The sequence below is a fragment of the Photobacterium halotolerans DSM 18316 genome (assembly GCF_000425165.1).
Lineage (GTDB): Bacteria > Pseudomonadota > Gammaproteobacteria > Enterobacterales > Vibrionaceae > Photobacterium > Photobacterium halotolerans.
Genome location: NZ_AULG01000023.1, coordinates 44924 through 67770, shown reverse-complemented (window position 1 = coordinate 67770; position 22847 = coordinate 44924). Strand labels below are relative to the sequence as shown.

Annotated in this window: 20 protein-coding genes; 8 read left to right on the top strand and 12 right to left on the bottom strand. The window is 54.9% G+C overall.

Going from position 1 to position 22847, the window contains the following annotated elements:
* The first annotated feature begins 197 nt into the window (after positions 1-197).
* The 4 genes from glnA (at position 198) to add (ending at position 5758) form a co-directional block, all read left to right on the top strand.
* Positions 198-1607 (top strand): glutamate--ammonia ligase, encoded by a 1410-nt coding sequence (gene glnA, locus H511_RS0106180; protein ID WP_027251514.1) that lies wholly within the window; start codon positions 198-200, stop codon positions 1605-1607.
* 430 nt (positions 1608-2037) lie between these two features.
* Positions 2038-3102, top strand: coding sequence for a nitrogen regulation protein NR(II) (gene glnL / locus H511_RS0106175; RefSeq protein WP_027251513.1), 1065 nt, complete (start codon positions 2038-2040; stop codon positions 3100-3102).
* Between the two features lie 75 nt (positions 3103-3177).
* Positions 3178-4593 (top strand): nitrogen regulation protein NR(I), encoded by a 1416-nt coding sequence (glnG, locus tag H511_RS0106170; RefSeq protein ID WP_027251512.1) that lies wholly within the window; start codon positions 3178-3180, stop codon positions 4591-4593.
* Positions 4594-4756: 163 nt separating this feature from the next.
* On the top strand, positions 4757-5758 hold the full coding sequence (add, locus tag H511_RS0106165; protein ID WP_027251511.1) for an adenosine deaminase: 1002 nt from the start codon (positions 4757-4759) through the stop codon (positions 5756-5758).
* An 87-nt stretch (positions 5759-5845) separates the two neighbouring features.
* Here the strand turns inward: add and hemN are convergent, their stop codons facing one another.
* The 5 genes from hemN to H511_RS0106140 all read right to left on the bottom strand — a co-directional run bounded on the left by hemN (position 5846) and on the right by H511_RS0106140 (position 9833).
* On the bottom strand, positions 5846-7219 hold the full coding sequence (hemN, locus tag H511_RS0106160; RefSeq protein WP_027251510.1) for an oxygen-independent coproporphyrinogen III oxidase: 1374 nt from the start codon (positions 7217-7219) through the stop codon (positions 5846-5848).
* A 166-nt stretch (positions 7220-7385) separates the two neighbouring features.
* The gene (locus H511_RS0106155; RefSeq protein ID WP_036758973.1) at positions 7386-7868 is read right to left on the bottom strand and encodes a DUF2489 domain-containing protein; all 483 of its coding nucleotides are present in this window, start codon (positions 7866-7868) and stop codon (positions 7386-7388) included.
* Between the two features lie 3 nt (positions 7869-7871).
* Positions 7872-8408: a Der GTPase-activating protein YihI gene (gene yihI / locus H511_RS0106150; RefSeq protein WP_027251508.1), complete on the bottom strand. Its 537-nt coding sequence runs from the start codon at positions 8406-8408 to the stop codon at positions 7872-7874.
* A complete protein-coding gene (locus H511_RS0106145) occupies positions 8405-9049 on the bottom strand; it encodes a class I SAM-dependent methyltransferase (RefSeq protein ID WP_027251507.1) in 645 nt (214 codons plus the stop codon). Before H511_RS0106145 ends, yihI begins: the two co-directional genes overlap by 4 nt.
* 166 nt (positions 9050-9215) lie before the next feature.
* The gene (locus H511_RS0106140; RefSeq protein WP_027251506.1) at positions 9216-9833 is read right to left on the bottom strand and encodes a c-type cytochrome; all 618 of its coding nucleotides are present in this window, start codon (positions 9831-9833) and stop codon (positions 9216-9218) included.
* A 158-nt stretch (positions 9834-9991) separates the two neighbouring features.
* On the opposite strand from H511_RS0106140, the gene yihA reads away from it, so the two are divergent.
* Positions 9992-10666, top strand: a complete 675-nt coding sequence (yihA, locus tag H511_RS0106135) for a ribosome biogenesis GTP-binding protein YihA/YsxC (protein ID WP_027251505.1) — start codon at positions 9992-9994, stop codon at positions 10664-10666.
* Positions 10667-11409: 743 nt separating this feature from the next.
* Here yihA and spfP read toward each other — a convergent pair.
* Complete coding sequence (gene spfP, locus H511_RS25250) at positions 11410-11463, bottom strand: small protein SpfP (RefSeq protein ID WP_442957015.1); 54 nt, start codon at positions 11461-11463, stop codon at positions 11410-11412.
* Between the two features lie 198 nt (positions 11464-11661).
* Positions 11662-14448, bottom strand: coding sequence for a DNA polymerase I (gene polA, locus H511_RS22745; protein WP_036758970.1), 2787 nt, complete (start codon positions 14446-14448; stop codon positions 11662-11664).
* A 326-nt stretch (positions 14449-14774) separates the two neighbouring features.
* On the opposite strand from polA, the gene elbB reads away from it, so the two are divergent.
* Positions 14775-15425, top strand: a complete 651-nt coding sequence (elbB, locus tag H511_RS0106115; RefSeq protein ID WP_027251504.1) for an isoprenoid biosynthesis glyoxalase ElbB — start codon at positions 14775-14777, stop codon at positions 15423-15425.
* 151 nt (positions 15426-15576) lie between these two features.
* On the opposite strand, the gene H511_RS0106110 is transcribed toward elbB, so the two are convergent.
* The 5 genes from H511_RS0106110 to recQ all read right to left on the bottom strand — a co-directional run bounded on the left by H511_RS0106110 (position 15577) and on the right by recQ (position 19733).
* Complete coding sequence (locus tag H511_RS0106110) at positions 15577-15909, bottom strand: hypothetical protein (protein ID WP_027251503.1); 333 nt, start codon at positions 15907-15909, stop codon at positions 15577-15579.
* A gap of 40 nt (positions 15910-15949) precedes the next feature.
* Positions 15950-16384, bottom strand: a complete 435-nt coding sequence (locus H511_RS0106105) for a GNAT family N-acetyltransferase (RefSeq protein WP_027251502.1) — start codon at positions 16382-16384, stop codon at positions 15950-15952.
* Between the two features lie 56 nt (positions 16385-16440).
* Positions 16441-17118 (bottom strand): 7-cyano-7-deazaguanine/7-aminomethyl-7-deazaguanine transporter, encoded by a 678-nt coding sequence (locus tag H511_RS0106100; protein ID WP_036758967.1) that lies wholly within the window; start codon positions 17116-17118, stop codon positions 16441-16443.
* A gap of 156 nt (positions 17119-17274) precedes the next feature.
* Positions 17275-17592, bottom strand: a complete 318-nt coding sequence (locus H511_RS0106095) for a DUF3630 family protein (RefSeq protein WP_027251500.1) — start codon at positions 17590-17592, stop codon at positions 17275-17277.
* 293 nt (positions 17593-17885) lie between these two features.
* A complete protein-coding gene (recQ, locus tag H511_RS0106090; RefSeq protein ID WP_027251499.1) occupies positions 17886-19733 on the bottom strand; it encodes an ATP-dependent DNA helicase RecQ in 1848 nt (615 codons plus the stop codon).
* Between the two features lie 199 nt (positions 19734-19932).
* On the opposite strand from recQ, the gene rarD reads away from it, so the two are divergent.
* Positions 19933-20844 carry an EamA family transporter RarD gene (gene rarD / locus H511_RS0106085; RefSeq protein ID WP_027251498.1) on the top strand — a complete coding sequence of 304 codons (912 nt, stop codon included), beginning with the start codon at positions 19933-19935 and terminating at the stop codon, positions 20842-20844.
* A 114-nt stretch (positions 20845-20958) separates the two neighbouring features.
* The gene (gene ggt / locus H511_RS0106080) at positions 20959-22704 is read left to right on the top strand and encodes a gamma-glutamyltransferase (protein WP_027251497.1); all 1746 of its coding nucleotides are present in this window, start codon (positions 20959-20961) and stop codon (positions 22702-22704) included.
* Positions 22705-22847 lie beyond the last annotated feature (143 nt).

The window sequence follows — 22847 nt, the reverse complement described above, 5'->3', positions numbered from 1 at the left end:
CAAAATCACCATATCAGTGCAACGGAGCCCATGATTTTTTGCACTGAGCGCCATAACAGGGCGTAAATATGGCAATTTTGGGGATTTAAAAAGTTGGCATGGATTTCGCAAAGTTTACTGTATCGGAGCACATGCTTGTTCCTTTCCAAAATTTTTTGCGGCCAGTTGCCCAAATCTAACACCGGAGGTTACTTAAGATGTCAGTAGAAAACGTACTCGCGTTGATCCAGGAAAACGAAGTTAAATTTGTTGACCTACGCTTTACCGATACCAAAGGTAAAGAGCAACACATCTCTATCCCCGCTCACCAGATTGACGCAGACTTCTTCGAAGACGGTAAGATGTTTGATGGTTCTTCGGTCGCTGGCTGGAAAGGAATCAACGAATCAGACATGGTGATGATGCCAGATGCATCTACCGCTGTGCTGGACCCATTTACCGAAGATGCCACGCTGAACATTCGCTGTGACATCCTTGAGCCTGCCACCATGCAAGGCTATGACCGCGACCCGCGCTCTATCGCGAAACGCGCTGAAGAATACATGCGCAGCACCGGCATCGCCGACACAGTGCTGGTAGGTCCTGAGCCTGAGTTCTTCCTGTTCGACGACGTGAAATTCGCCACCGATATGTCCGGTTCTTTCTTCAAGATTGACGACATCGAAGCGGCCTGGAACACAGGTTCTACCGTCGAAGGCGGTAACAAAGGTCACCGTCCTGGCGTCAAAGGCGGTTACTTCCCGGTTGCACCGGTTGACTCATCACAAGATATCCGTTCTGCCATGTGTCTGATCATGGAAGAAATGGGTCTGGTTGTTGAAGCGCACCACCACGAAGTGGCGACTGCAGGTCAGAACGAAATCGCCACCCGTTTCAACACCCTGACCTCTAAAGCGGATGAAATCCAGATCTACAAGTATGTCGTTCATAACGTTGCCCATGCTTTTGGCAAAACAGCCACTTTCATGCCTAAGCCACTGGTTGGCGACAACGGCAGCGGTATGCACGTGCACCAGTCTCTGGCCAAAGACGGTCAGAACCTGTTTGCGGGCGACAAGTACGGCGGCCTGTCTGAAATGGCACTGTACTATATCGGCGGTATCATCAAGCACGCTCGCGCCATCAATGCGTTCGCGAACCCGTCAACCAACTCGTACAAGCGTCTGGTTCCTGGTTTCGAAGCCCCTGTGATGCTGGCGTACTCAGCGCGTAACCGCTCTGCGTCTATCCGTATCCCGGTAGTACCAAGCCCGAAAGCGCGCCGTATCGAAGCTCGCTTCCCGGATCCGGCGGCGAACCCGTACCTGGCATTTGCCTGTCTGCTGATGGCTGGTCTTGACGGTATCAAGAACAAGATCCACCCAGGCGAAGCGATGGACAAAGACCTGTACGATCTGCCAGCAGAAGAAGCGGCAGAGATTCCAAAAGTGGCAGAGTCACTGGAAATCGCACTGAAAGCGCTGGATGAAGACCGTGAGTTCTTAACCGCTGGCGGCGTATTCTCTGACGATTTCATCGATTCTTACATCGCCCTGAAATCAAAAGATGTTGAGCGCATCAACATGGCGACTCACCCACTGGAATTCGACCTGTACTACTCGGTATAAGTCGGAACACAGCGATTCACTGTTCAAGGCCTGCACATGCAGGCCTTTTCTTTATCGGGTTCACCAAGGCAGGGCAACCGCTCTCTGCACCCTGGCTGACAGCCCCAGGCTGGCGCAACCCCTTTCACCAAAACGAGTCATCCCGTTTCCCGCTGCCGGCACTCCTTACAGGCTTACTGAGGTTAACGGGGCCAGAAAAGACGGCAAGATTATTGCATTATTCTTCAGCGTTCACCGTCTTTATGCGTTGTCAGGAGTCAGTCTCAAAGCGGTTGCTGTCACCAATAGCCTAAAAAGGCTGGACTCGCTCACTTAGTGCTGCACAAGTAATAAAAGACGGGCTACACTGTAATGCACCAAAACAGTGCAATGCACCAGAGGTGTTTGCTCCGCCAGCGGGCACACTGGCCATAACCACAAGGATGAGACTGTGACTGCCGCTTTTACGCCATTGATCCTGAACAACCTGGTCACTGCGGTGATACTGCTCGATGAGCTGCTGAAAATTCGCTACGTCAATCCGGCCGCAGAGCAGTTGATGTCCTGCAGCCAGCGGCGATTGCTGGGCTGTCGCTTTCCGGATCTGCTCCAGCACAGCTCGCTCGATCTGGGCCTGATTCAGTCGACAGTGCAAAGCGGACAGGGCCTGACCGACGGCGAAGTAACCCTGGTGATTGATGGCCGCCACCATACTCTGGAAATCAATGCCAGCCCGGTCAGCTGGCAGAAAGATGTGCTGATCCTGCTGGAGCTCAAACCCATCGACCAGCAGCGCCGGATCAGCCAGGAAATCAGCCAGCACGCACAGCAGCAAGCCGCCAAAGAGCTGGTCCGCGGCCTGGCCCATGAGATCAAAAACCCGCTGGGGGGATTGCGCGGGGCCGCGCAATTGCTGGAAAAAGCCCTGCCGGATCCCAGCTATACCGAGTACACCCAGATGATCATTGAACAGGCCGACCGGCTGCGAAATCTGGTCGACCGCCTGTTAGGGCCACAAAAACCCGGCGTCAGAACGGTAGGCAATATCCATGTGGTGCTGGAGAAAGTGCGCCAGCTGGTGTCGCTGGATCACAGAGAGCAACAGCTGCGCATCCAGCGCGATTATGACCCCAGCCTGCCGGATTTCAGCATGGACCCGGAGCAGCTGGAGCAGGCCATCCTCAATATTGTCAGCAATGCCGCCCTGGCGCTGAGCCAGCAGCCGGGCGAAGGGGTCATTACCCTGCAGACCCGCACCGCGCATCAGGCCTTGATTCACGGCCAGCGGCACAGGATCGCGGCCAAAATCGACATCATAGACAACGGACCCGGCATTCCGGCCGACATACAGGACACCCTGTTTTATCCCATGGTCACGGGCCGTGAAGGCGGTAACGGGCTCGGCCTGTCCATCGCCCAGAATTTAATTGATCAGCACCACGGCAAAATTGAAGTGTCGAGCTGGCCAGGACAGACAACATTTTCCATTTATCTACCGATTCAATCAACAGAATAACAAAGCAGCCGGGCCTGTTCGCGTTTCCGCCATCACGCCCGGCATGCACACAAAGGACACAACGGAGGGCATGCGATGAGCAAAGGACTAATCTGGGTTGTCGACGATGACAGCTCCATACGCTGGGTACTGGAGCGCACCCTGAATGCAGCCGGACTGCGCTGCGAAACCTTCGCCGATGCCGACAGCGTCGTAGAAGCACTGGAGCGCAGCGTGCCGGATGTCCTGGTGTCTGATATCCGGATGCCGGGTACGGACGGCCTGACACTGCTGCGCAACCTGCATCATGATTACCCCACCCTGCCGGTGATTATCATGACGGCGCACTCGGATCTGGATGCGGCCGTTAACGCCTATCAGGAAGGGGCATTTGAATACCTGCCCAAACCGTTTGATATCGACGAAGCCGTAAGCCTGGTGGAGCGGGCGGTCACCCACAGCCAGGAGCAAAAGCGCCAGCAGCAGCCGGAGGAAATCACCAAGCAGGCCCCGGAGATCATCGGCGAAGCACCGGCAATGCAGGAAGTGTTTCGTGCCATCGGCCGCCTGTCCCGTTCGTCGATTTCCGTGCTGATCAATGGCGAATCCGGCACAGGTAAAGAGCTGGTGGCCCAGGCGCTGCACCGCCACAGCCCGAGACGGGAGAGCGAATTTATCGCCCTCAACATGGCGGCCATTCCCAAAGATCTGATTGAATCTGAACTGTTTGGCCATGAAAAAGGCGCGTTCACCGGCGCCAACAATATCCGCCAGGGGCGTTTTGAGCAGGCCAATGGCGGCACCTTGTTTCTGGATGAAATCGGCGACATGCCACTGGATATCCAGACCCGCTTGCTGCGGGTACTGGCTGACGGTCAGTTCTATCGCGTTGGCGGGCATTCACCCATCAATGTCGATGTCCGCATCATAGCCGCCACCCACCAGAATCTGGAACGGCTGGTGGCCAAAGGGGATTTCCGGGAAGATCTGTTCCACCGCCTGAATGTCATCCGGGTCCATCTGCCTGCCCTGAAAGACCGCCGCCAGGATATCCCGCAGCTGACCCGCCATTTCTTAAAGCGGGCCTCCGATGAACTGGGAGTGGAAATCAAATCCCTGCACCCGGACACAGAAACCCTGCTCACCAGCCTGAGCTGGCCGGGTAATGTTCGCCAGCTGGAAAATACCTGTCGCTGGCTGACCGTGATGGCCAGCGGCAACGAAATCCTGCCGTCGGATCTGCCGCCCGAGCTGACCGCGGTCGACAGCCAGCCGAAAGGCGACGGCAGCGAGCCGCACTGGCAACAGTCGCTGCAGCACTGGGCCCGCCAGGCATTGCAGCAGGGCAACCAGAATCTGCTGGGCGAAGCCATGCCGGAATTTGAACGCATTCTGCTCGATACCGCCCTGGAATTTACCCACGGCCACAAACAGGAAGCCGCCAAGCTGCTCGGCTGGGGACGCAACACCCTGACCCGCAAACTCAAAGAGCTCAACATGGCCAGTGACTGAAAACCCTGCCACTGCCGATGGATGGGATTGGTGATTTTTTCAACAGCGGAAGTAAACATCAGCCCGATCTTAACGATCGGGCCGGATCGTCGCCCTGAGTCTAATGATTGTCTTGATGTCTTTGCTTATACTGAGGCTACAGTTTTTCCGGGATACCATGATCATGATTAGCAAACACCTGCCACTGACCGATTTGCACCGTCACCTGGACGGCAACATCCGTATTCAGACCATTCTTGAGCTGGGCCAGCAGTTTGGCATGGCACTGCCTGCCAACGACCTGGAGTCGCTGCGTCCGCACGTTCAAATCGTGGAAGCCGAACCCAGCCTGGTCGCTTTCCTGTCCAAGCTGGACTGGGGCGTCGCGGTACTGGGTGATCTGGAGGCCTGCCGCCGTGTGGCCTACGAGAATGTCGAAGATGCCCTCAACGCACAGATTGACTATGCTGAGCTGCGCTTCTCACCCTATTACATGGCGATGAAACACCAGCTGCCCGTTGCCGGTGTGGTCGAAGCCGTGGTGGACGGTGTGCGTGCCGGTTGCCGCGATTTTGGCATCAAAGCCAACCTGATCGGTATCATGAGCCGGACTTTCGGCACCCAGGCCTGCCAGCAGGAGCTGGACGCGCTGCTGAGCCAGAAAGACCACCTGGTTGCCGTTGATCTGGCCGGCGATGAACTGGGCCAGCCGGGTGATCAGTTTGTCGGCCACTTCAGGCAGGTGCGCGATGCCGGCCTGCAGGTCACAGTGCATGCCGGTGAAGCTGCTGGTCCGGAAAGCATGTGGCAGGCCATTCAGGAGCTGGGCGCGGTGCGTATCGGCCACGGTGTCAAAGCGGTGGAAGATGCCAGACTGATGGATTACCTGGCTGAGCACAAGATAGGGATTGAATCCTGCCTGACGTCCAATATCCAGACCAGCACTGTCGAAAGCCTGGCCGGTCACCCGCTCAAGCAGTTTCTCGATCACGGCATTCTGGCCTGCCTGAATACCGATGACCCGGCCGTGGAAGGCATTGAGCTGCCTTACGAGTACGAAGTGGCTGCGCCTAAGGCGGGTCTGACGCCGGAGCAAATCCGCCAGGCGCAAAGCAACGGCCTGGAGCTGGCTTTCCTGTCTGACAGCGAGAAGAACGCCCTGCGTGAGATGGCTGCCAAGCGTTAATCCCGCCATCACCCGCACAACAAAAACGCCCCGCTTGAGATCACAAGCGGGGCGTTTTTTCTTTGCTGGACGTGATCAGCGTGAGATTCAGATCACCCGCGAAAACTGCTGCTGGCGGGCACGCTGGCGCAGATAGACATCAAAGCACATGCAGATATTGCGGATCAGCAACCGGCCCTTAGGGGCGACGGCTATCCGCTCATCCGTCACACGCACCAGACCGTCATCAATAAAGGTCTGCAGCAGCGATAAGTCTTGGGCAAAATACTCGGCAAAGTGAATCCCGTACCGCGCTTCAATCTCTGTTATCGAAAGTTCAAACTGGCAAATCAGGGTTTTAATCACCTCGCGGCGCAGCAGATCATCGGCGGTCAGGTTCACCCCTTTCCACAGCGCATGCTGTTGCGATTCAATGTCAGCATAGTAAGCCTTGAGATCTTTCTGGTTCTGGCTATAACTGTCGCCGATCATAGAAATCGCGGACACCCCGAGTCCCAACAGATCGCAGTCTCCCTGAGTGGTGTAGCCCTGAAAATTGCGGTGCAGCTTGCCTTTGCGCTGGGCCACGGCCAGTTCATCCTCCGGCAGGGCAAAATGGTCCATACCGATAAACTGATAGCCGGCCCCGGTCAGGGTTTCAATGGTGCTGTGCAGCATCGCCAGCTTCTCAGACGGCGCCGGTAAATCGGCGTCTTTGATTTTTCGCTGAGCAGCAAACAGTGACGGCATGTGGGCATAGTTAAACACAGACAAGCGCCCCGGTTTCATCGCCAGCACCTGCTCCAGGGTGTTAATAAAACGGGCATTGTTCTGTTTCGGCAAGCCGTAGATCAGATCCAGATTGGTCGAGCGGAAGCCCAACTCCCGGGCACGATTGACCAAAGCTTCAATGAAGTCTTTGTCCTGTTCGCGGTTGACCAGTTGCTGAACTTCTTTATCGAAATCCTGCACACCGATACTCAGACGGTTAAAGCCTTCCTCCCGCAGATGATCCAGCACATCCAGCTCCATCCGGCGCGGGTCGACTTCTATGCTGATTTCCGCCTCCGGCAGCAGGGTGAAGGAGGCGCGCAGCTGTGCCATCAGCCGGGTGATTTGCGGCTTGGTCAGAAAAGTGGGGGTCCCGCCGCCCAGGTGCAGCTGACTGACAGCCCGGCCCTGCATCAGGGCTGCACGCTGGCGAATCTCAATGTCCAGGGCCGCCAGATAGATGTCGGCCTTATGCGCATGCCGGGTAATGACTTTATTACAGCCGCAGTAATAACACAGGGTGTGGCAGAACGGAATGTGGATATAAAGCGATAAACGGCGCTCGGGATAGCGCTGGCAGGCGGCGGTGAAATCCACGGCGGTAAAGTCGGGCTGAAACTCGAGGGCCGTCGGATACGAGGTGTAACGGGGGCCTGAATAGTTATATTTTTCGATCAGGGCCTGATCCCAAATCATGGATTGCTCTGTCATCGCAGCGTTACCTCACAGACGTTCTGCCAAGTCAATCCGCCAAGCTAGCACGAGGCCGCCGCCCGATTATTGATCGATAACAAAAACCGCTCTGATTGTGCCGGCCGGCAAACAAAAAACCCAGTGGCGGGCCACTGGGTTTATCATGTCACTCGCAGGTGAAGAGTTACGCCTTTTGCGCCAGGATTTGAGTCAGCTCCGCCTGTATTGCATCAAACAACCGTGATTCGGCTTTCATGCGCAGCAGATCGTCTTTCATCCGCTCCTGCTTGGCCAGGGCTTTGCGTTCATCACCGCGCGGCATCTCTTCAACCACTTTATACAGCTCAAACAAAGCCGGATACTGGGCGGAAAAGTTGACGCTGCGTTCGGCCTGCAACACTGTCATCAGCTTATAGAGGCGAATGGCAATTTCCGACATGTCGCACTGCTCCTGCCGTCCGGCTTCGGCAATAATGTAGACACTTTCCAGAATATTGGCATTTCGCTGCGCAATCGCCTCGCTCTGTTGTTGCTGTGCGCGGGCAATAAAAGCCTTATGGCGCTGCTTTTGTTGATACAGCTGGTAGAGCAGATAAGCGGCATAGGCCGCCAGTGCCACAACAATCAGGCTTCCTGCCACTAACAACCAGAGTTTCAGATCCTGCAAGGCTTACTCCTTATCGAAATCGTCCCAACGGGTATTTTCAAAGTCATCGAGCAGATCTTCTTCGCTGCGGGCATCCCCGGCGGCGATTTGATCCTCGGCCTCATCCTGCTCGTCGTCGTACAGGCCCAGCTGTTTCATCAGCTGCTCAATACGATCCAGTTTCTGGTCGACCTGCTTCTGCAGCCCGGCACCCAGTTTTTCACCGGCATCCAGACGGTCCAGCAGCGCCATCAGCTGCGGATCATTCTCCAGCATCGCCAGCTCCTGCTCGGCACTCATACGACGGGCCTGCTTGGTTGGCTTCGGCTCGACAATCAGTGGCACCGGTTTTTTACTGCCGTGGCGAGGATCTTTCGCCTGTCCCTGACGGTGCGCACTCTGAGCATCCGCGTCTGAGTGACGGCTGCCCGCTTTCAAACCTTTACGCTTACGGGCTTTCTGACGGGCACGGCCATCCAGATCTTGCTGGCTGACACTCTTTTCTACGAACTGCGCCGGGCCTTCAGAGCCAGGTTTACGGCCTCTTTTCTTACGGGTCATGACTGATTTTTCCTCAGCATAATTACATCGTTACCAATAAATTCCACCGCCAGTCCATCTCGTTGTGCCAGATAACGGAACGTCTCCTGGCTGAAAAAACTGACGTGGGTGGGATCATTCTTGTAATGCCAGCGGCTGAACGCCTCGGCATCGGTTGCCAGCTTAGTCATCAATCCCAGCCAGCCGCCCGGCTTGACCAATGACAGCAGTAACTGCCATTCACGGGCCGGGGTATAAAAATGTTCAATCGCCTCGGTACAGGTGACAAAGTCATACTGAGAGGCCAGCGCTGCGGTATCCGGGGCAAAATACGGATCATAAACAGCCACCTGGTGTCCCTGCTCACGAAACATGCTTGCCAGAGCCGGGCCGGGGCCGCAGCCGAAATCCAGACCATCCAGCGGCCCTGGCGGCAAACGCGCGCTAAGCGGTGCGGCCAGCCGGCTGAGAAAACGGCGATACCCTTCATCTTCAACATGGTTTTCATGCTGATCGTAGACCGCTTTTTCCTGCTCAGGTGTCAAATGCGAGGCCGGATCCGCAAACACCAGACGGCAATCCCGGCATTGAAAATAGGCCCGCCGGTTGTCTTGATGATAAGCCTGAATGGCTGCGCTGTCGCATAAGGTACAAACCGTCATCAGCATCTCCTTGAGCCAGGGTCTCCGGCGCGGTCAAAATCAAGCCGCGTATGATAGCAGACCTGCGCCGATTGAGAAACGGACAGCGCGGTGCATCCCGGCCAGTAAAAAAGGCAGCCTGAGCTGCCTTTATTACACTGCGAAGCTTGCGATACTGAGTGTGTGATCAGTGAAGACCGCCAACATACTGTGACAAGGCGTCGATTTCCTTATCACTCAGTTTCGCCGCGACTGAACGCATCATAGCGTTCATGTCGTTGCTGCGCTGGCCTTCGCGGAACATGGTCAACTGTTTCTTGATGTATTCCGCAGGCTGTCCGGAAATATCCGGGAAACCAGACAGGCTGGTACCATTACCCCGCGGACCGTGACACGCCGTACAGGCCGCAATTCCACGGTCGGCATCACCCACACGGTAGAGCTGCTGACCGATTTCGATCGAACTCTCGGTTGTGGTGCCTTCTATCGCAGGCAGGGAACTGAAGTAAGCTGCCAGATCCGCCATGTCTTGTTCAGACAAAGGCATCGCCATGCCGCCCATCACAGGATCATTACGCCCTTGTTCACCACCTGTCGTCATCGCCAGCTTGAATTCCTTCAGCTGCTTCTCCAGATAACGTGGGTGCTGACCCGCAAGGTTGGGGTATTGTCCTGTGATACCTTTACCATCAGCGCCATGGCATGCTGCACATGTCGCTGCTTTTGCTTTTCCAGCTTCAACATCTCCCTGGGCCCAGCTTGTGCAACTGGCAAGAAGTGTAAATATCAATGCTAATTTCTTCATGACATTCCGTTTATAATTATTGAGCTTCCAGTACCACAAGTATTGCTTAGCAACATGGTATACAATGCACCACTAACCAAGCAGGGTTAGTGGTACATTTTACACACTTTCGCATAAAAGTAATTAGTCGACGACCAGAAGACTTGACGGAGTTAACAGTGAATTCCCCTCTCAACTACAGACAAACCCATTTTATTACCAGTGCTCCGGACATCCGCCACCTTCCTTTGGATAAAGGCGTTGAGATTGCATTTGCTGGCCGATCTAATGCCGGTAAATCAAGTGCTTTAAATCGTCTGACTGATCAGAAAAGCCTGGCACGTACCTCAAAAACTCCAGGCCGTACCCAGTTGATCAACATGTTTGAAGTCAGAACCGGCTGTAACCTGATTGACCTGCCCGGCTATGGCTATGCTCAGGTACCGCTTGAGATGAAAAAGAAGTGGCAGGCGGCACTGGGGGAATACCTGCAAAAACGCGAATGCCTGCAGGGACTGGTGGTATTAATGGATATCCGCCATCCGATGAAAGATCTCGACCAGCAAATGATTTACTGGGCAGTGGAAAGCCACCTGCCGGTACTGGTGCTGCTGACCAAAGCAGACAAACTCAAAAGTGGTGCCCGTAAAGCGCAGCTGCTGAAAATTCGCGAAGCCGCGCTGGCCTTTGGTGGTGATGTGGAAGTCGAGAATTTTTCTGCCCTGAAAGGCATAGGTGTTGATCAGGTCCGCCGCAAACTCGATACCTGGTTTGCCCCGGAACTGGCCCGCCAGCAGGCGTTGCTGGAAGCCGAGAATATTGAACAGGACGGTATTGAGCCGGACGCAGAATAACAAGAGTCAATATGCCTGATCGCCCGATCAGGCATCAACCCGCCGCTTTTTTCGCTTTCGCGCCAATCAGACCGTTTACGAACGCCAGATAAAAATGTCCCCACCGGAACGATGGGGCAACGGGAGAGAAATAGGAGGTTTTTATATTTGTTCAGAAAGGATTAATGATTTAACCAGTCAACGCAAGTTTTTTATACGAAATCTGGGCGTTTTTTCCCCCTCTGATTCCTGATTTTTCATAGCTCCCTTCCGACATAACATTCACTTTTGCCCGACTCATTCCAAAAACCCGGCCAATTGTTTCATTCTGCAAATTAAGTCAGTCTCGATGCACCTGACGTTACTATTTGGAACTTTATTACAGAAACATGGCAAAATGACAAAAAAAAGCCACCCAAAAGACGGGTGGCCGGATCATGGATATCGGCTGGCGATGTACTCACTCAGCCCGACAAATATGAACAAGAAGCAGACTGCATTATAAACGTCTCATTAACATAATTAAAGTAATTACTCTAATTATTCTCCCTCGGCTCGCCCGGCAAATAATCCGCAGCAGCAGTGACGCCGGGCTGACGAGTCAGATCAGCCGCGATTCCTGGCCAAGATGCGCAGAGTATCAGCAAATACCGCCAGCAAAGGGATAGTTTGTACGGGAGAGAGTGAGCAACAGCCGGGAGATGAAAGCGGATAGTGATATGGCGGCCACAAATAAAAACGCCCTGGCCAAATGACCAGGGCGGCTAAAAAAAGCCAAATCCAATAACGTGAAACAAAAGGTCTGAAAGATAGAACATCTTACCTCTGTACCCTACGCCGTTAACTGTATATCAAGTGTGCAGAGAAAAAAAGCCCTTTTCGTAGTTTTTTTTCATGTAAGACGTAATTAAATTATACAAAAATTTGATAAACCCTGATTCAGATTGAAAAAAACCGGCCAGCAGGCCGGTTTTTGACAATTTTATTACATCTTGAGCGGTCCACGCTGAGACGGATTAATGCGCCTGATCCCAGTTGTCACCGCTGCCTGCATCAGCGATAAGTGGCACATCCAGCTCGGCTGCGGCTTCCATCAGCTCGCACACTGATTTTGCGACGCTCTCCAGCTCAGATTCTTTCACCTCAAACACCAGTTCATCGTGTACCTGCATCAGCAGACGGACACGCTCGCTGTCTTGTGTCTGAATCCAGTTATCGACGGTCACCATGGCACGTTTGATGATATCCGCTGCCGTGCCCTGCATCGGGGCATTGATCGCCGCCCGCTCCGCCGCTTTGCGGCGAATGGCATTGCGCGATTTGATGTCCGGCAGATAGAGACGACGGCCAAACAGGGTTTCGACATACCCTTGCTCGCTGGCCTGGGTACGGGTGCTTTCCATATATTCCAGCACACCCGGGTAGCGCTCGAAATACACATTCATGTACTGTTGCGCCTCGTTCCGCCCCATCCCCAGCTGTTTTGCCAGACCAAAAGCACTCATGCCGTAGATCAAACCAAAGTTGATGGCTTTGGCACGGCGGCGCTGTTCGCTGGTGACTTCTTCAATCGGCAGGCCGAGGATCTCGGCCGCGGTGGCGGCGTGGATATCTTTGCCGTGACGGAAGGCATCAAGCAGCGCTTTGTCGCCGGACAGATGGGCCATGATCCTCAGCTCAATCTGCGAGTAGTCGACCGCCAGAATCTTGTAACCTGGCGGTGCGATAAAGGCCTGGCGGATCCGGCGCCCTTCTTCGTTGCGGATAGGAATGTTCTGCAGGTTCGGATCGGTCGACGACAGACGCCCCGTTGCCGCGACGGCTTGGTGGTATGAGGTATGTACCCGCTTGGTGACCGGGTTGATCATGCGCGGCAGCTTGTCTGTGTAAGTCGATTTGAGTTTTGCCAGCCCGCGATGTTCCAGCAGCAGCTTAGGCAGCGGGTAGTCCAGCGCCAGCTCCTGCAACACTTCTTCATTGGTCGATGGGGTACCGGAAGGGGTTTTCTTGACCACCGGCAGCCCCATTTTCTCAAACAGGATAGCCTGCAACTGTTTGGGTGAGCTGAGGTTGAACTCCTCACCGGCCACTTCATAGGCTTTCGCCTGGATCTCATCTAACCGCACCGCAATTTCCTGCGACTGCGCGGTCAGCTTACCGGCATCGAGCAGCACACCTGTGCGCTCCATACGCGACAGTACTGGCACCAGCGGCATTTCGATCTCTTCCAGCACACTTTTCAGTTTAGGATCCGCATTGAGCTTGCCGATCAGCAGGTTGTGCAGGCGCAGGGTGATATCTGCATCTTCCGCCGCATAAGGGCCGGCCTGCTCCAGATCGATCTGGTTGAAGGTCAGCTGTTTCTTACCTTTGCCGGCAATGTCCTCGAAACTGATGGTTTTATGTTCCAGATAACGCAGCGACAGGCTGTCCATATCATGGCGGCCCACCACGCTGTTGTACACATACGACTCCAGCATGGTATCGAAACGGATACCCTGCATGGCCACCCCATAGCGCGCCAGAACGCTGGCGTCATATTTCAGGTTCTGGCCCACTTTGGCCTGCTCCGGGTCTTCCAGCAAAGGTTTTAGCTGGGCGATCACCCAGTCGCGGTCCAGCTGCGACGGCGCATCCAGATAATCATGGGCCACAGGCACATAAGCCGCTTTGCCTTCTTCCGCCGCAAAAGACAGCCCGACCAGATTGGCGACCATGTAATCCAGGTTGTCCGTTTCGGTATCAAAAGCAAAGACATCCGACTGCTTGAGTATCGCCAACCACTCGCTAAAGCGGGCCTCGTCCAGCACCACTTCATAGCCGCTGCGGTCAATCACAGGGGCCGGCGCCGAGGATTGCGCCGGCTCACTGTCTTGGGCGGCAATGGTGGCTGCGCCATCAGCGACAATGCGGCCATCGCTGCCGTCGAGCATTTCTGCCAGCCAACGACGAAATTGCAGCTTGCCGAACAGCCGGGTCAGCTCATCGATATCCGGAGTGCCTTTTTGCAGCTCCTGCGGACCAAACTCAAGGTCGACATCCAGCTTGATGGTCGCCAGCTCGTACGACATCAGCGCCGCTTCGCGGTTCTCTTCCAGTTTCTTGGCCATGGTTTTAGAGCCACGAAAACCCAGTGCCGCAATCGCATCCAGGTTGTCATACAGATCTTTCAGGCCGCCAATCCCGGTCAGCAAGGCGGTTGCTGTCTTGTCACCCACGCCAGGCACACCGGGAATGTTGTCGACCTTGTCTCCCATCAGGGCCAGATAATCAATGATCAGTTCCGGACCGATACCAAACTTTTCCCGCACCCCGTCAGGATCCATCACCACACCCGTCATGGTGTTGATCAGGGTAATGTTCTCATCCACCAGCTGCGCCATATCTTTATCACCTGTGCTGATCAGAACAGGCATTCCGGCCTGGGAAGCCTGACGAGCCAGCGTGCCGATGACATCATCAGCCTCGACCCCGGGTTCGCAAATCAGCGGCAGGCCCATGGCTTTGATAATGGCGTGCAAGGGTTCTATCTGAGCACGCAAATCATCCGGCATAGGCGGGCGATGCGCTTTATACTCGGGATATAGCTCATCGCGGAAGGTCTTGCCTTTGGCATCAAAGACAACGGCAATGTGTTCCGTCGCAAATTGACGCAGCATGCTACGCAGCATATTTACCACGCCATACACGGCACCGGTCGGTTCACCATCTGAGTTAGTGAAATTGGGCGAGGCATGATAGGCACGATAAAGATACGAGGAACCATCGATCAGGATCAGTGGATTTTCTGGAATAGTTGCCATAATGGATTGTCTGTATCTGGAAGATAAAAGGATCAGGGTCTTAGGATGCCATGAGATGTGCCGAGTGTTAACAGAAGTTTTTTCCTTCCTGGATCACTCCGCCTGTGGATAAGTTTGTGAGCTTTTGGAATAAGCCTGATGATCTTTTTTTGAATAACTTGAGATAGATGATTTAAATCAACTAAAAATCATACACTTAAAAGATATAACCAAAAATAACCCTTGATCCTGCGAAGATCATCAAGTGTGGAAAAAGTTATCAGATGGCGGTGTAATCGGTCAAAGCGATGCCAGATTCCCCAAGGTTGAACAAAAAGGAGGCCAAGATGAAAAAGGTTGCAGTGATATTAAGCGGTTCCGGCGTCTTTGACGGCAGCGAGATCCATGAAGCTGTGCTGGCGCTGTATGCCATAGAGCAGGCCGGTGCCAGCTGGCACTGTTTTGCCCCGAACGTGGAGCAGCACCATGTGATTAACCATATTACCGGCGAGCCGATGAATGAGACACGCAATGTGCTGATCGAAGCTTCGCGCATTGCCCGGGGCCAGATCCAGGATGTGGCTGAATTAAGCGCACGTGACTTCGATGCCCTGCTGCTGCCGGGCGGCTTCGGGGCGGCCAAAAACCTGTCAGACTTCGCCATCAAAGGCGCATCCTGCCAGATCCATCCCGAGGTCAAGCGTACCTGCCAGGAATTTGCCCGGGCGCAGAAGCCGGCCGCTTATCTGTGTATTGCGCCGGTCCTGATCCCCCAGATTTATGGCAAGGGCGCAAAAGGCACCATAGGGCATGACAAAGAAGTGGCCAGTGCATTTCGCGCCATGGGCGGCGATCATATTGACTGCCCTGTCGATGAGTTTGTGCTGGATCAGGAACGCTGTCTGTTAAGCACCCCGGCCTACATGCTGGCAGGCTCGATCTCAGAAGCGGCCAGCGGGATCAACAAGCTGGTACAGCAACTGGTTAAAATGGCCTGAAAAAGAAAAAGCGGCGCTTTATACAAGCGCCGCTCAGCAGAAGTGGTCATTGTTTTAGCCCTACACCAAAAACCTGACCAAGCTGTATTACTGGAAGCAATGTGAGCAATGTGAGCAATGTGAGCAATGTCGTGCCTTCATACGGAAGCTGTTACTGCTTATTTCCCGCTGAGTGCAAGTTAATAATAACCATTCTCATTACCTTTGCAAGCGTTAATTGATAATAATTTTCATTCATCAATAAATTCAATGCCTTCGCCTGCTTGTCACTGGCCTTGCCCATTCTCTGGCAGATAAAAAAGAAAAAGCGGTGCTTGAAAACAAGCACCGCTAAGCAAAAGTCGACAGCATATTCAGCCCTACACTCAATATCTGCCTTCGCTAAAGTACACTGGAAGCAATGTGAGCAATGTCGTGCTGTCAGACCAGAAACGCCTTGCTGTTCGTTTCTCGCTGAAAGCAAGTTAATAATAACTATTCGCATTTATTAATCAAGCATTATTTGCGAATAATTTTCATTTACACTATTTATCCCAACTTTTCACGAAATGCAGACGGTAATCCTCTATGCCGTCTTTCTTCTCCATATGCTCTATCTGATAACCGTTTCTCAATAACAGTCTCAGCATCGAAGGGTAGCGGTTACGGGATTTGACTCTCAGCTCCAGATAGCCCTGCGCTTTGACCCAGGCTTCCTGAGTGCTCATCAGAGCCTGAGCCACCCCATTGTGGCGTCCTTCGGCGACCACACCGCCAAGCCAGCTGTAATAACAGGTTTCCGACAGGCTGTAGCCAATTTTCACGCCCACCAGCTCCCCCTCATTTTCCGCCACCAGGATCAAAGGACACCGCCCGCGCACTCTGGTGGCCAGGCTGTACTCTGTCTCAGGATGATCAAATTCTTCAATTCTGGCCAGCACGCTGGCCGCCTCAGCCAGACTGGCTTCACGTATTTTCATCACAGCCCCCACTCAGATGCCACCGACAAAAAAGCCGGCGCTTGCCGGCTTTGAGTTTATGACAGCCCCTGCGAGGGCTCAAGCTGGGGGCGAAGACCTGTCAGACGCTTCACCAGATAATTGAGCAGTACACCGTACATAGGCACAAACAGGCCCAGACTGATGATCAGTTTGACGCCATAATCCACCAGGGCAATTTCCACCCAGTGTTCGGCCATGAAGGCATCCGGGCTCTGATAAAAGGCGATGGCAAAAAAAGCGATAGTATCAATGGCATTGCCGAATACCGTCGAGCAAGTGGGTGCTATCCACCACTGCTTGCACTGGCGCAGACGGTTAAATACAGACACATCCAGGATCTGCCCCAGCAGATAAGCCATAAAGCTGGCTATCGCGATCCGGGCCACAAAGAGGTTGAACTCACCCAGCGGCGCAAGCCCCTGAAAAGCGCCCTGATAGAACACCACGGAGAGGAGATAAGACACCGCCAGGGCCGGCAGCATGACCCGGGTGATGATCTTACGCGCCATGCTGGCACCGTAAATACGTACCGTGAGATCAGTGGCCAGAAAAATAAACGGAAAGGTAAAAGCGCCCCAGGTGGTGTGAACACCAAACAGGGTAAAGGGGATCTGAACCAGATAGTTGCTGGAGGCAATGATCACCAGGTGGAACATTACCAGAATCCACAGAGCCTGGCGCTGCTGGGCCGGCGAGAAAGGAGAAGTCGTCATCAACAGACCTTTTTGTCAAATGGGGGCGAGGGAACCCAAACACACCAACAGCACATTTTATGTACAGTGCTGTCACCAAAGGCGCTGATTATACAGTAACCAATCCGGCTGCCAAGACACCACAGGGTATGGTAAACGTTTGCTGTTAAAATTTGATTACTGAGTCAACTTTTCCAGCCAGCCCGCCAGAAAGGCCAGAGTGTCGCCGTCATCCCGGCTGAGCAATTCCAGCCACATCGCTGAGCTGTAGTGCTCGCCTTTCAGCATCATCCGGCAGCCTTCAAAATCGATCAGCCAGATATGTAAATCGGCATTGGCCTCTTTTTCTACCACGCTCGCCCCCAGCACAGTGACCAGTGCCAGCGCGATACCGGCAAAGCTGTCGTAGTCAAATTCCGGGGTCTGCAGATGCAAACAGCCCTGCGCGCTGTCCAGTTCGCGCACGCCAAAACGGATGTCAGTCGGATAAGTCATTGGGTGTCCTTCCCGTCTCCGGCGCTGCCGGGCAGTTATGGTGTAAGTAAGTGTGTATTAGCGTATCAAAGCATAAGCAAGGCATAGCAATGGGCGGGGATTCGTGGTCTTATCGCCCGGTTGCCTTGACGGCCAGGAGGCCTAGCCGGGTAACACTGTGGTGATGAATTGCATTCTCACCTCAATACGCAAGCTGTTTTGTAGTAAACAAAATCCTGGATTTTGTTTCTGCTACACTCTCTGCCGGATAATCGACGATTGTCCGGTATTTTTTTGCCTCCGGTTCAGACCGCTTAGTACTCAGCGGCGGCCAGCAAATGCTCTTCGATCACCGATAAAAATACCTTGCCGTATTTTTCCAGCTTCCGCTGACCCACACCGTTGACGGCCAGCAATTCACCTTCAGACGTCGGTAAACGCTCGGCCATTTCCATCAGGCTGGCGTCATTGAACACCACATAGGGCGGCAGCGATTCTTCGTCGGCAATCGCTTTACGTACCATCCGCAGTTTGGAAAACAGTTTCTTGTCGTACTGGCGTTTGAGCCGGTTGTCCTGCCGGGCATTGCCGCGCGAGCTGCTGTCAATCCGCGGCACCGCGAGCTGGAGACTGATCTCCCCGCGCAGCACAGCGCGCGCTTTCTCGGTCAGCTGCAGAGTCGAACTGTTGACTATGTTCTGGGTCAGGAAGCCGCGGTGGATCAGCTGACGCACAATACTGACCCAGAACTCATGGCTGTGCTCGCGGCCGATGCCGTAGGTGCTGAGCTTGTCATGCCCCTGCTCCCGGACTTTTGCATTTTGCAGGCCGCGCAGTACATCAACCACATGGTGAACCCCAAAACGCTGATTCACCCGGTAGACACAGGACAGCGCCTTCTGCGCCATTTCCAGTGCCTCAAAATGCTGCGGCGGATCAATACAGATATCGCAGTTGCCGCAGGCGTGCTCACTGTGCTCGCCAAAGTAATGCAGCAACACCTGGCGACGACAGGTCTGCGCCTCGGCAAACGCCCCCATGACATTGAGCTTGTGGCTTTCGACCTGCTTTTGCGGGCCTTCCTCTTTCTCATCCAGACAGCGGCGCAACCAGGCCAGATCCGCCGGATCGTAAAACATCACGGCTTCAGCAGGCAGGCCATCACGCCCGGCACGGCCGGTTTCCTGGTAATAAGATTCGATATTGCGCGGAATATCAAAATGCACCACAAAGCGGACATTGGGTTTGTTGATCCCCATACCGAAGGCTACCGTAGCGGCCACGACCTGAATATCATCACGCTGGAACCCTTCCTGTACCCGGATCCGCTCGTCGTGTTCCAGTCCGGCATGGTAGGCCGCTGCGCGTATCCCCTGCTCAGCGAGCTTCTCCGCCACCTGCTCCACTTTTTTGCGGCTGTTGCAGTAAATGATGCCGCTCTGGCCGCGCACGCTGGCTAAAAAGCGCACCAGTTGCGCCATCGGCTTGTACTTTTCCTGCAGGGTATAGCGGATATTGGGCCGATCAAAGCTGCCCAGGTGGGTAAAAGGATCATCCAGTGCCAGCCGGCTGATAATGTCCTGGCGGGTGGTATCGTCGGCCGTGGCGGTCAGGGCAATAACCGGCATAGCGGGAAAGTGCTGCTTGAGCATACCCAAAGACGCATACTCAGGCCGGAAGTCATGTCCCCACTGGGACACACAGTGCGCTTCATCCACGGCCAGCAGGCTGACCGGCAAGCCACTGAGGCGGTCAATGAAATCCCGGCTCACTACCCGTTCCGGCGACACGTACACCAGCTTGAGCGTGCCGTCTGCCATCCCCTGCCAGGTGGCCTGTATCGCGTCCGGTGACATGGTTGAATTGAGGCAACCCGCCGCGACGCCATTGGCTAGCAGCTGGTCAACCTGATCTTTCATCAGTGAAATCAGCGGAGAGATGACCAGGGTCAGTCCCTCGCGCACGAGGGCGGGGATCTGGTAACAGAGCGACTTGCCGCCCCCGGTCGGTAAGATCACCAGACAATCACGGCCAGACGCCACGGCCTCGATGACCGCCTGCTGGCCGGGCCGGAAAGACTGGTAGCCAAACACCTGCTGCAGAATCTGCTCGCTGTTGGCGGATGAAACGGCACGGCTGAGATCAGGGGTTGAGGCGGACATGACTTCACTCTTGATTAACACAGCCGGCTATTCTATACCATTCAGATCCCGGATGGGAGCGCCAGCCACACTGCAACCGGATCCGCCAAAGAAGTCGCTGGTCATTTTGTTCTGGCTGGCATTATACTGCCCGTTCGGGCATATCTAGCGCAATGCCCATACCTTCCTGTCAATATTTACCATAACGTACTGGAATAGCATGGACGAGCAAGCAAAAACCACCCAACGTGGGGTCATACTGGCGATCGCCGCCTACACCATGTGGGGCATTGCACCAATTTACTTTAAGATGCTGCAAAGCGTCAGTCCGATGGAAATCCTCAGCCACCGCATTATTTGGTCTTTCTTTTTTCTGGCGGGATTGATCTTTCTTGGCAAGGGCTGGGGCAAAGTCCGGCAGGTGCTCAAACAGCCTAAAGTCCTGCTGATGCTGCTGGCCAGCTCTGTCATTATAGGTGCCAACTGGCTGATCTTTATCTGGGCCGTCAACAGCAACTACATGCTGGATGCCAGCCTGGGCTATTTCATCAATCCGCTGCTGAACGTGCTGCTGGGCATGGTGTTTCTGGGCGAACGGCTGCGCCCGCTGCAGTGGCTGGCCGTGGCGCTGGCCGCCGGTGGCGTACTGGTGCAGTTAATCCATTTCGGCTCCCTGCCCTGGGTGGCACTGGTACTGGCTGCCAGTTTTGGTGTCTACGGCCTGCTGCGCAAAAAAGTCAATCTGGATGCCCAGACCGGCCTGCTGATGGAAACCAGCATCCTGCTGCCACTGGCACTGGGTTATGTATTGCTGTTCGCCAGCAGCCCGACCTCGGACTGGACGCTGAACAGCACAGACACCAACTTGCTGCTGATGGCGGCAGGGATAGTCACCACCTTGCCCTTGCTGTGCTTTACCGGCGCGGCCACCAAACTCAAGCTGTCGACGCTGGGCTTTTTCCAGTACATAGGTCCCAGCCTGATGTTCCTGCTGGCCGTCGCCGTGTACGGTGAGGAATTCAGTGCCGACAAGAGCCTGACGTTTGCCTGCATCTGGGTCGCGCTGGTGCTGTTCAGCTTCGATGGCATCAAGGGCCACCGCCAGAGCCGCAAGAAAGCCCAAATCGCCTGACACGGCCCGCCTCCTGGCCACTTCGCACACAGATTGCTCACACCCGCGGGCAATCTGTGTTAAAAACACCTAATCTTATTGACTGATTCCAAACCATTTTCAGAAGGATAAGCCATGAAAAGGACTTCCCTTGCGCTGGCTCTGACCTGCGCCTTGCTCTCCGCCTCGGCCTACAGCGAACAAGCCACAGATCTCATCGCCCCGGAAGGGGCCACGGGCTTTCAGCGTAACGCGCAGGTCACAGGCAAAGAGTGGATGATTGCCACCGCCAATCCCTATGCCAGTGATGCCGGCGCCGCCATTCTGGCCAAAGGCGGCAATGCCATTGATGCCATGATTGCCGCGCAGCTGGTGCTGGGCCTGACCGAGCCGCAGTCCTCCGGTCTGGGAGGCGGCGCATTTCTGGTGTACTGGGACAGCCAAAAAGAAGCCCTGACCACCTTCGACGGCCGGGAAACCGCCCCGGCCGAAGTCACGCCGCAACTCTTCCAGGACGACAAAGGCACCCCTCTGTCTTTCTATGATGCCGTGGTCGGTGGCCGCTCTGTCGGCACCCCGGGCACGGTCAAACTGATGTGGCATACCCACCAGCGTTTGGGCAAGATCCCCTGGAAAGATCTGTTTGCACCCGCGATCACGCTGGCACGCGACGGCTTTACCGTCAGTCCGCGACTGGCGCAGTTAGTTCAGCAAGACAGCGAGCGCCTGCAGCGCTGGCCGGCTACCAAAGCCTACTTTTTCCCCAACGGGCAGGCGCTGAAAGCCGGGGATACGCTGAAAAACCCGGCCTATAGCGATACCCTGCAGCAAATCGCTGAGCGCGGCGCCAGTGCCTTTTATCACGGTGATATTGCCAAAGACATAGTCAAAACCGTGCGCAGCGCCGAAGGTAATCCCGGGGTGCTCAACACCATGGATCTGGCTACCTATCAGGTCAAAGAACGTCCGGCGGTCTGCGCGCCGTATCGCCAGTATCAGGTCTGTGGCATGGGGCCGCCCAGTTCCGGGGCGCTGACACTGGGTCAGATCCTGGGAATGCTGAGTCATTTCCCGATGAAAGAGCTGGGGCCGCAAAAAGCGCTGAGCTGGCATTTGATCGGCGATGCGTCCCGGCTGGCGTTCGCTGACCGTGGCCGCTATATGGCGGACAGCGACTATGTCCCTATGCCGACCGAGGGACTGCTAGACAAGGATTACCTCAGCCAGCGCGCCGGCCTGCTGAAAAGCAACCAGGCCTTGCCCGAGGTCAGCGCGGGACTGCCGCCCTGGTCGCACGCCGTGCATTACGGCCAGGATAATGCGCTTGAACTGCCTTCCACCAGCCATCTGGTGATTGTCGATAAAGACAGGAACGTGCTGTCGATGACCACCACCATAGAGAACGGATTCGGCTCCCGCCTGATGGTGCGCGGTTTCCTGCTCAACAATGAGCTGACCGACTTCTCATTCAGTACTCATGACAATGGCATCCCGATTGCCAACCGGGTCGAACCCGGCAAACGGCCGCGTTCGTCCATGGCGCCGACCATAGTGCTGAAAGATGACCAACCGGTGCTGGCGATCGGCTCGCCCGGCGGCAGCCAGATCATCGGTTATGTCGCCAAAACCCTGATCGCTCACCTCGACTGGGGATTGAGCCTGCAGCAGGCGATCGATCTGCCCAACATGAACAACCGCTTCGGCCCGTTCGAGCTGGAGCAGGGAACCAGTGCTGAGCACTGGGCGCCGGAGCTGGAAAAACTCGGGTTTGAGGTTCAGATCAAGCCGCTCAACTCAGGGGTCCAGGCGATCGGCCTGTTCCGCGGCCAGCTCAATGGGGCCGCCGACCCGCGCCGTGAAGGGAAAGTGGTTGCTCAGTAAAGAGCTCTGGTTTGGCTCTCGATCAAACCATTACCAACAGACGTATTCGCAGTCTGTTCCGGCCTGTGTATAAGTGAAATAACTTCGCTGTTATTCCTCCCCCTTTGCAAGGGGGAGGTTAGGAGGGGGTCTATGGCAAGAAA

What these genes read in the sequence shown, in the direction of transcription:
- yihI (WP_027251508.1), bottom strand. Translation starts at nt 8,408, where the DNA reads ATGACCCGTAAGAAAAGAGGCCGTAAACCTGGCTCTGAAGGCCCGGCG.
- H511_RS0106105 (WP_027251502.1), bottom strand. Translation starts at nt 16,384, where the DNA reads ATGAAAATACGTGAAGCCAGTCTGGCTGAGGCGGCCAGCGTGCTGGCC.
- H511_RS0106110 (WP_027251503.1), bottom strand. Translation starts at nt 15,909, where the DNA reads ATGCGAATAGTTATTATTAACTTGCTTTCAGCGAGAAACGAACAGCAA.
- rarD (WP_027251498.1), top strand. Translation starts at nt 19,933, where the DNA reads ATGGACGAGCAAGCAAAAACCACCCAACGTGGGGTCATACTGGCGATC.
- elbB (WP_027251504.1), top strand. Translation starts at nt 14,775, where the DNA reads ATGAAAAAGGTTGCAGTGATATTAAGCGGTTCCGGCGTCTTTGACGGC.
- H511_RS0106095 (WP_027251500.1), bottom strand. Translation starts at nt 17,592, where the DNA reads ATGACTTATCCGACTGACATCCGTTTTGGCGTGCGCGAACTGGACAGC.
- glnA (WP_027251514.1), top strand. Translation starts at nt 198, where the DNA reads ATGTCAGTAGAAAACGTACTCGCGTTGATCCAGGAAAACGAAGTTAAA.
- add (WP_027251511.1), top strand. Translation starts at nt 4,757, where the DNA reads ATGATTAGCAAACACCTGCCACTGACCGATTTGCACCGTCACCTGGAC.
- polA (WP_036758970.1), bottom strand. Translation starts at nt 14,448, where the DNA reads ATGGCAACTATTCCAGAAAATCCACTGATCCTGATCGATGGTTCCTCG.
- H511_RS0106100 (WP_036758967.1), bottom strand. Translation starts at nt 17,118, where the DNA reads ATGACGACTTCTCCTTTCTCGCCGGCCCAGCAGCGCCAGGCTCTGTGG.
- hemN (WP_027251510.1), bottom strand. Translation starts at nt 7,219, where the DNA reads ATGACAGAGCAATCCATGATTTGGGATCAGGCCCTGATCGAAAAATAT.
- glnG (WP_027251512.1), top strand. Translation starts at nt 3,178, where the DNA reads ATGAGCAAAGGACTAATCTGGGTTGTCGACGATGACAGCTCCATACGC.
- ggt (WP_027251497.1), top strand. Translation starts at nt 20,959, where the DNA reads ATGAAAAGGACTTCCCTTGCGCTGGCTCTGACCTGCGCCTTGCTCTCC.
- H511_RS0106145 (WP_027251507.1), bottom strand. Translation starts at nt 9,049, where the DNA reads ATGACGGTTTGTACCTTATGCGACAGCGCAGCCATTCAGGCTTATCAT.
- H511_RS0106140 (WP_027251506.1), bottom strand. Translation starts at nt 9,833, where the DNA reads ATGAAGAAATTAGCATTGATATTTACACTTCTTGCCAGTTGCACAAGC.
- recQ (WP_027251499.1), bottom strand. Translation starts at nt 19,733, where the DNA reads ATGTCCGCCTCAACCCCTGATCTCAGCCGTGCCGTTTCATCCGCCAAC.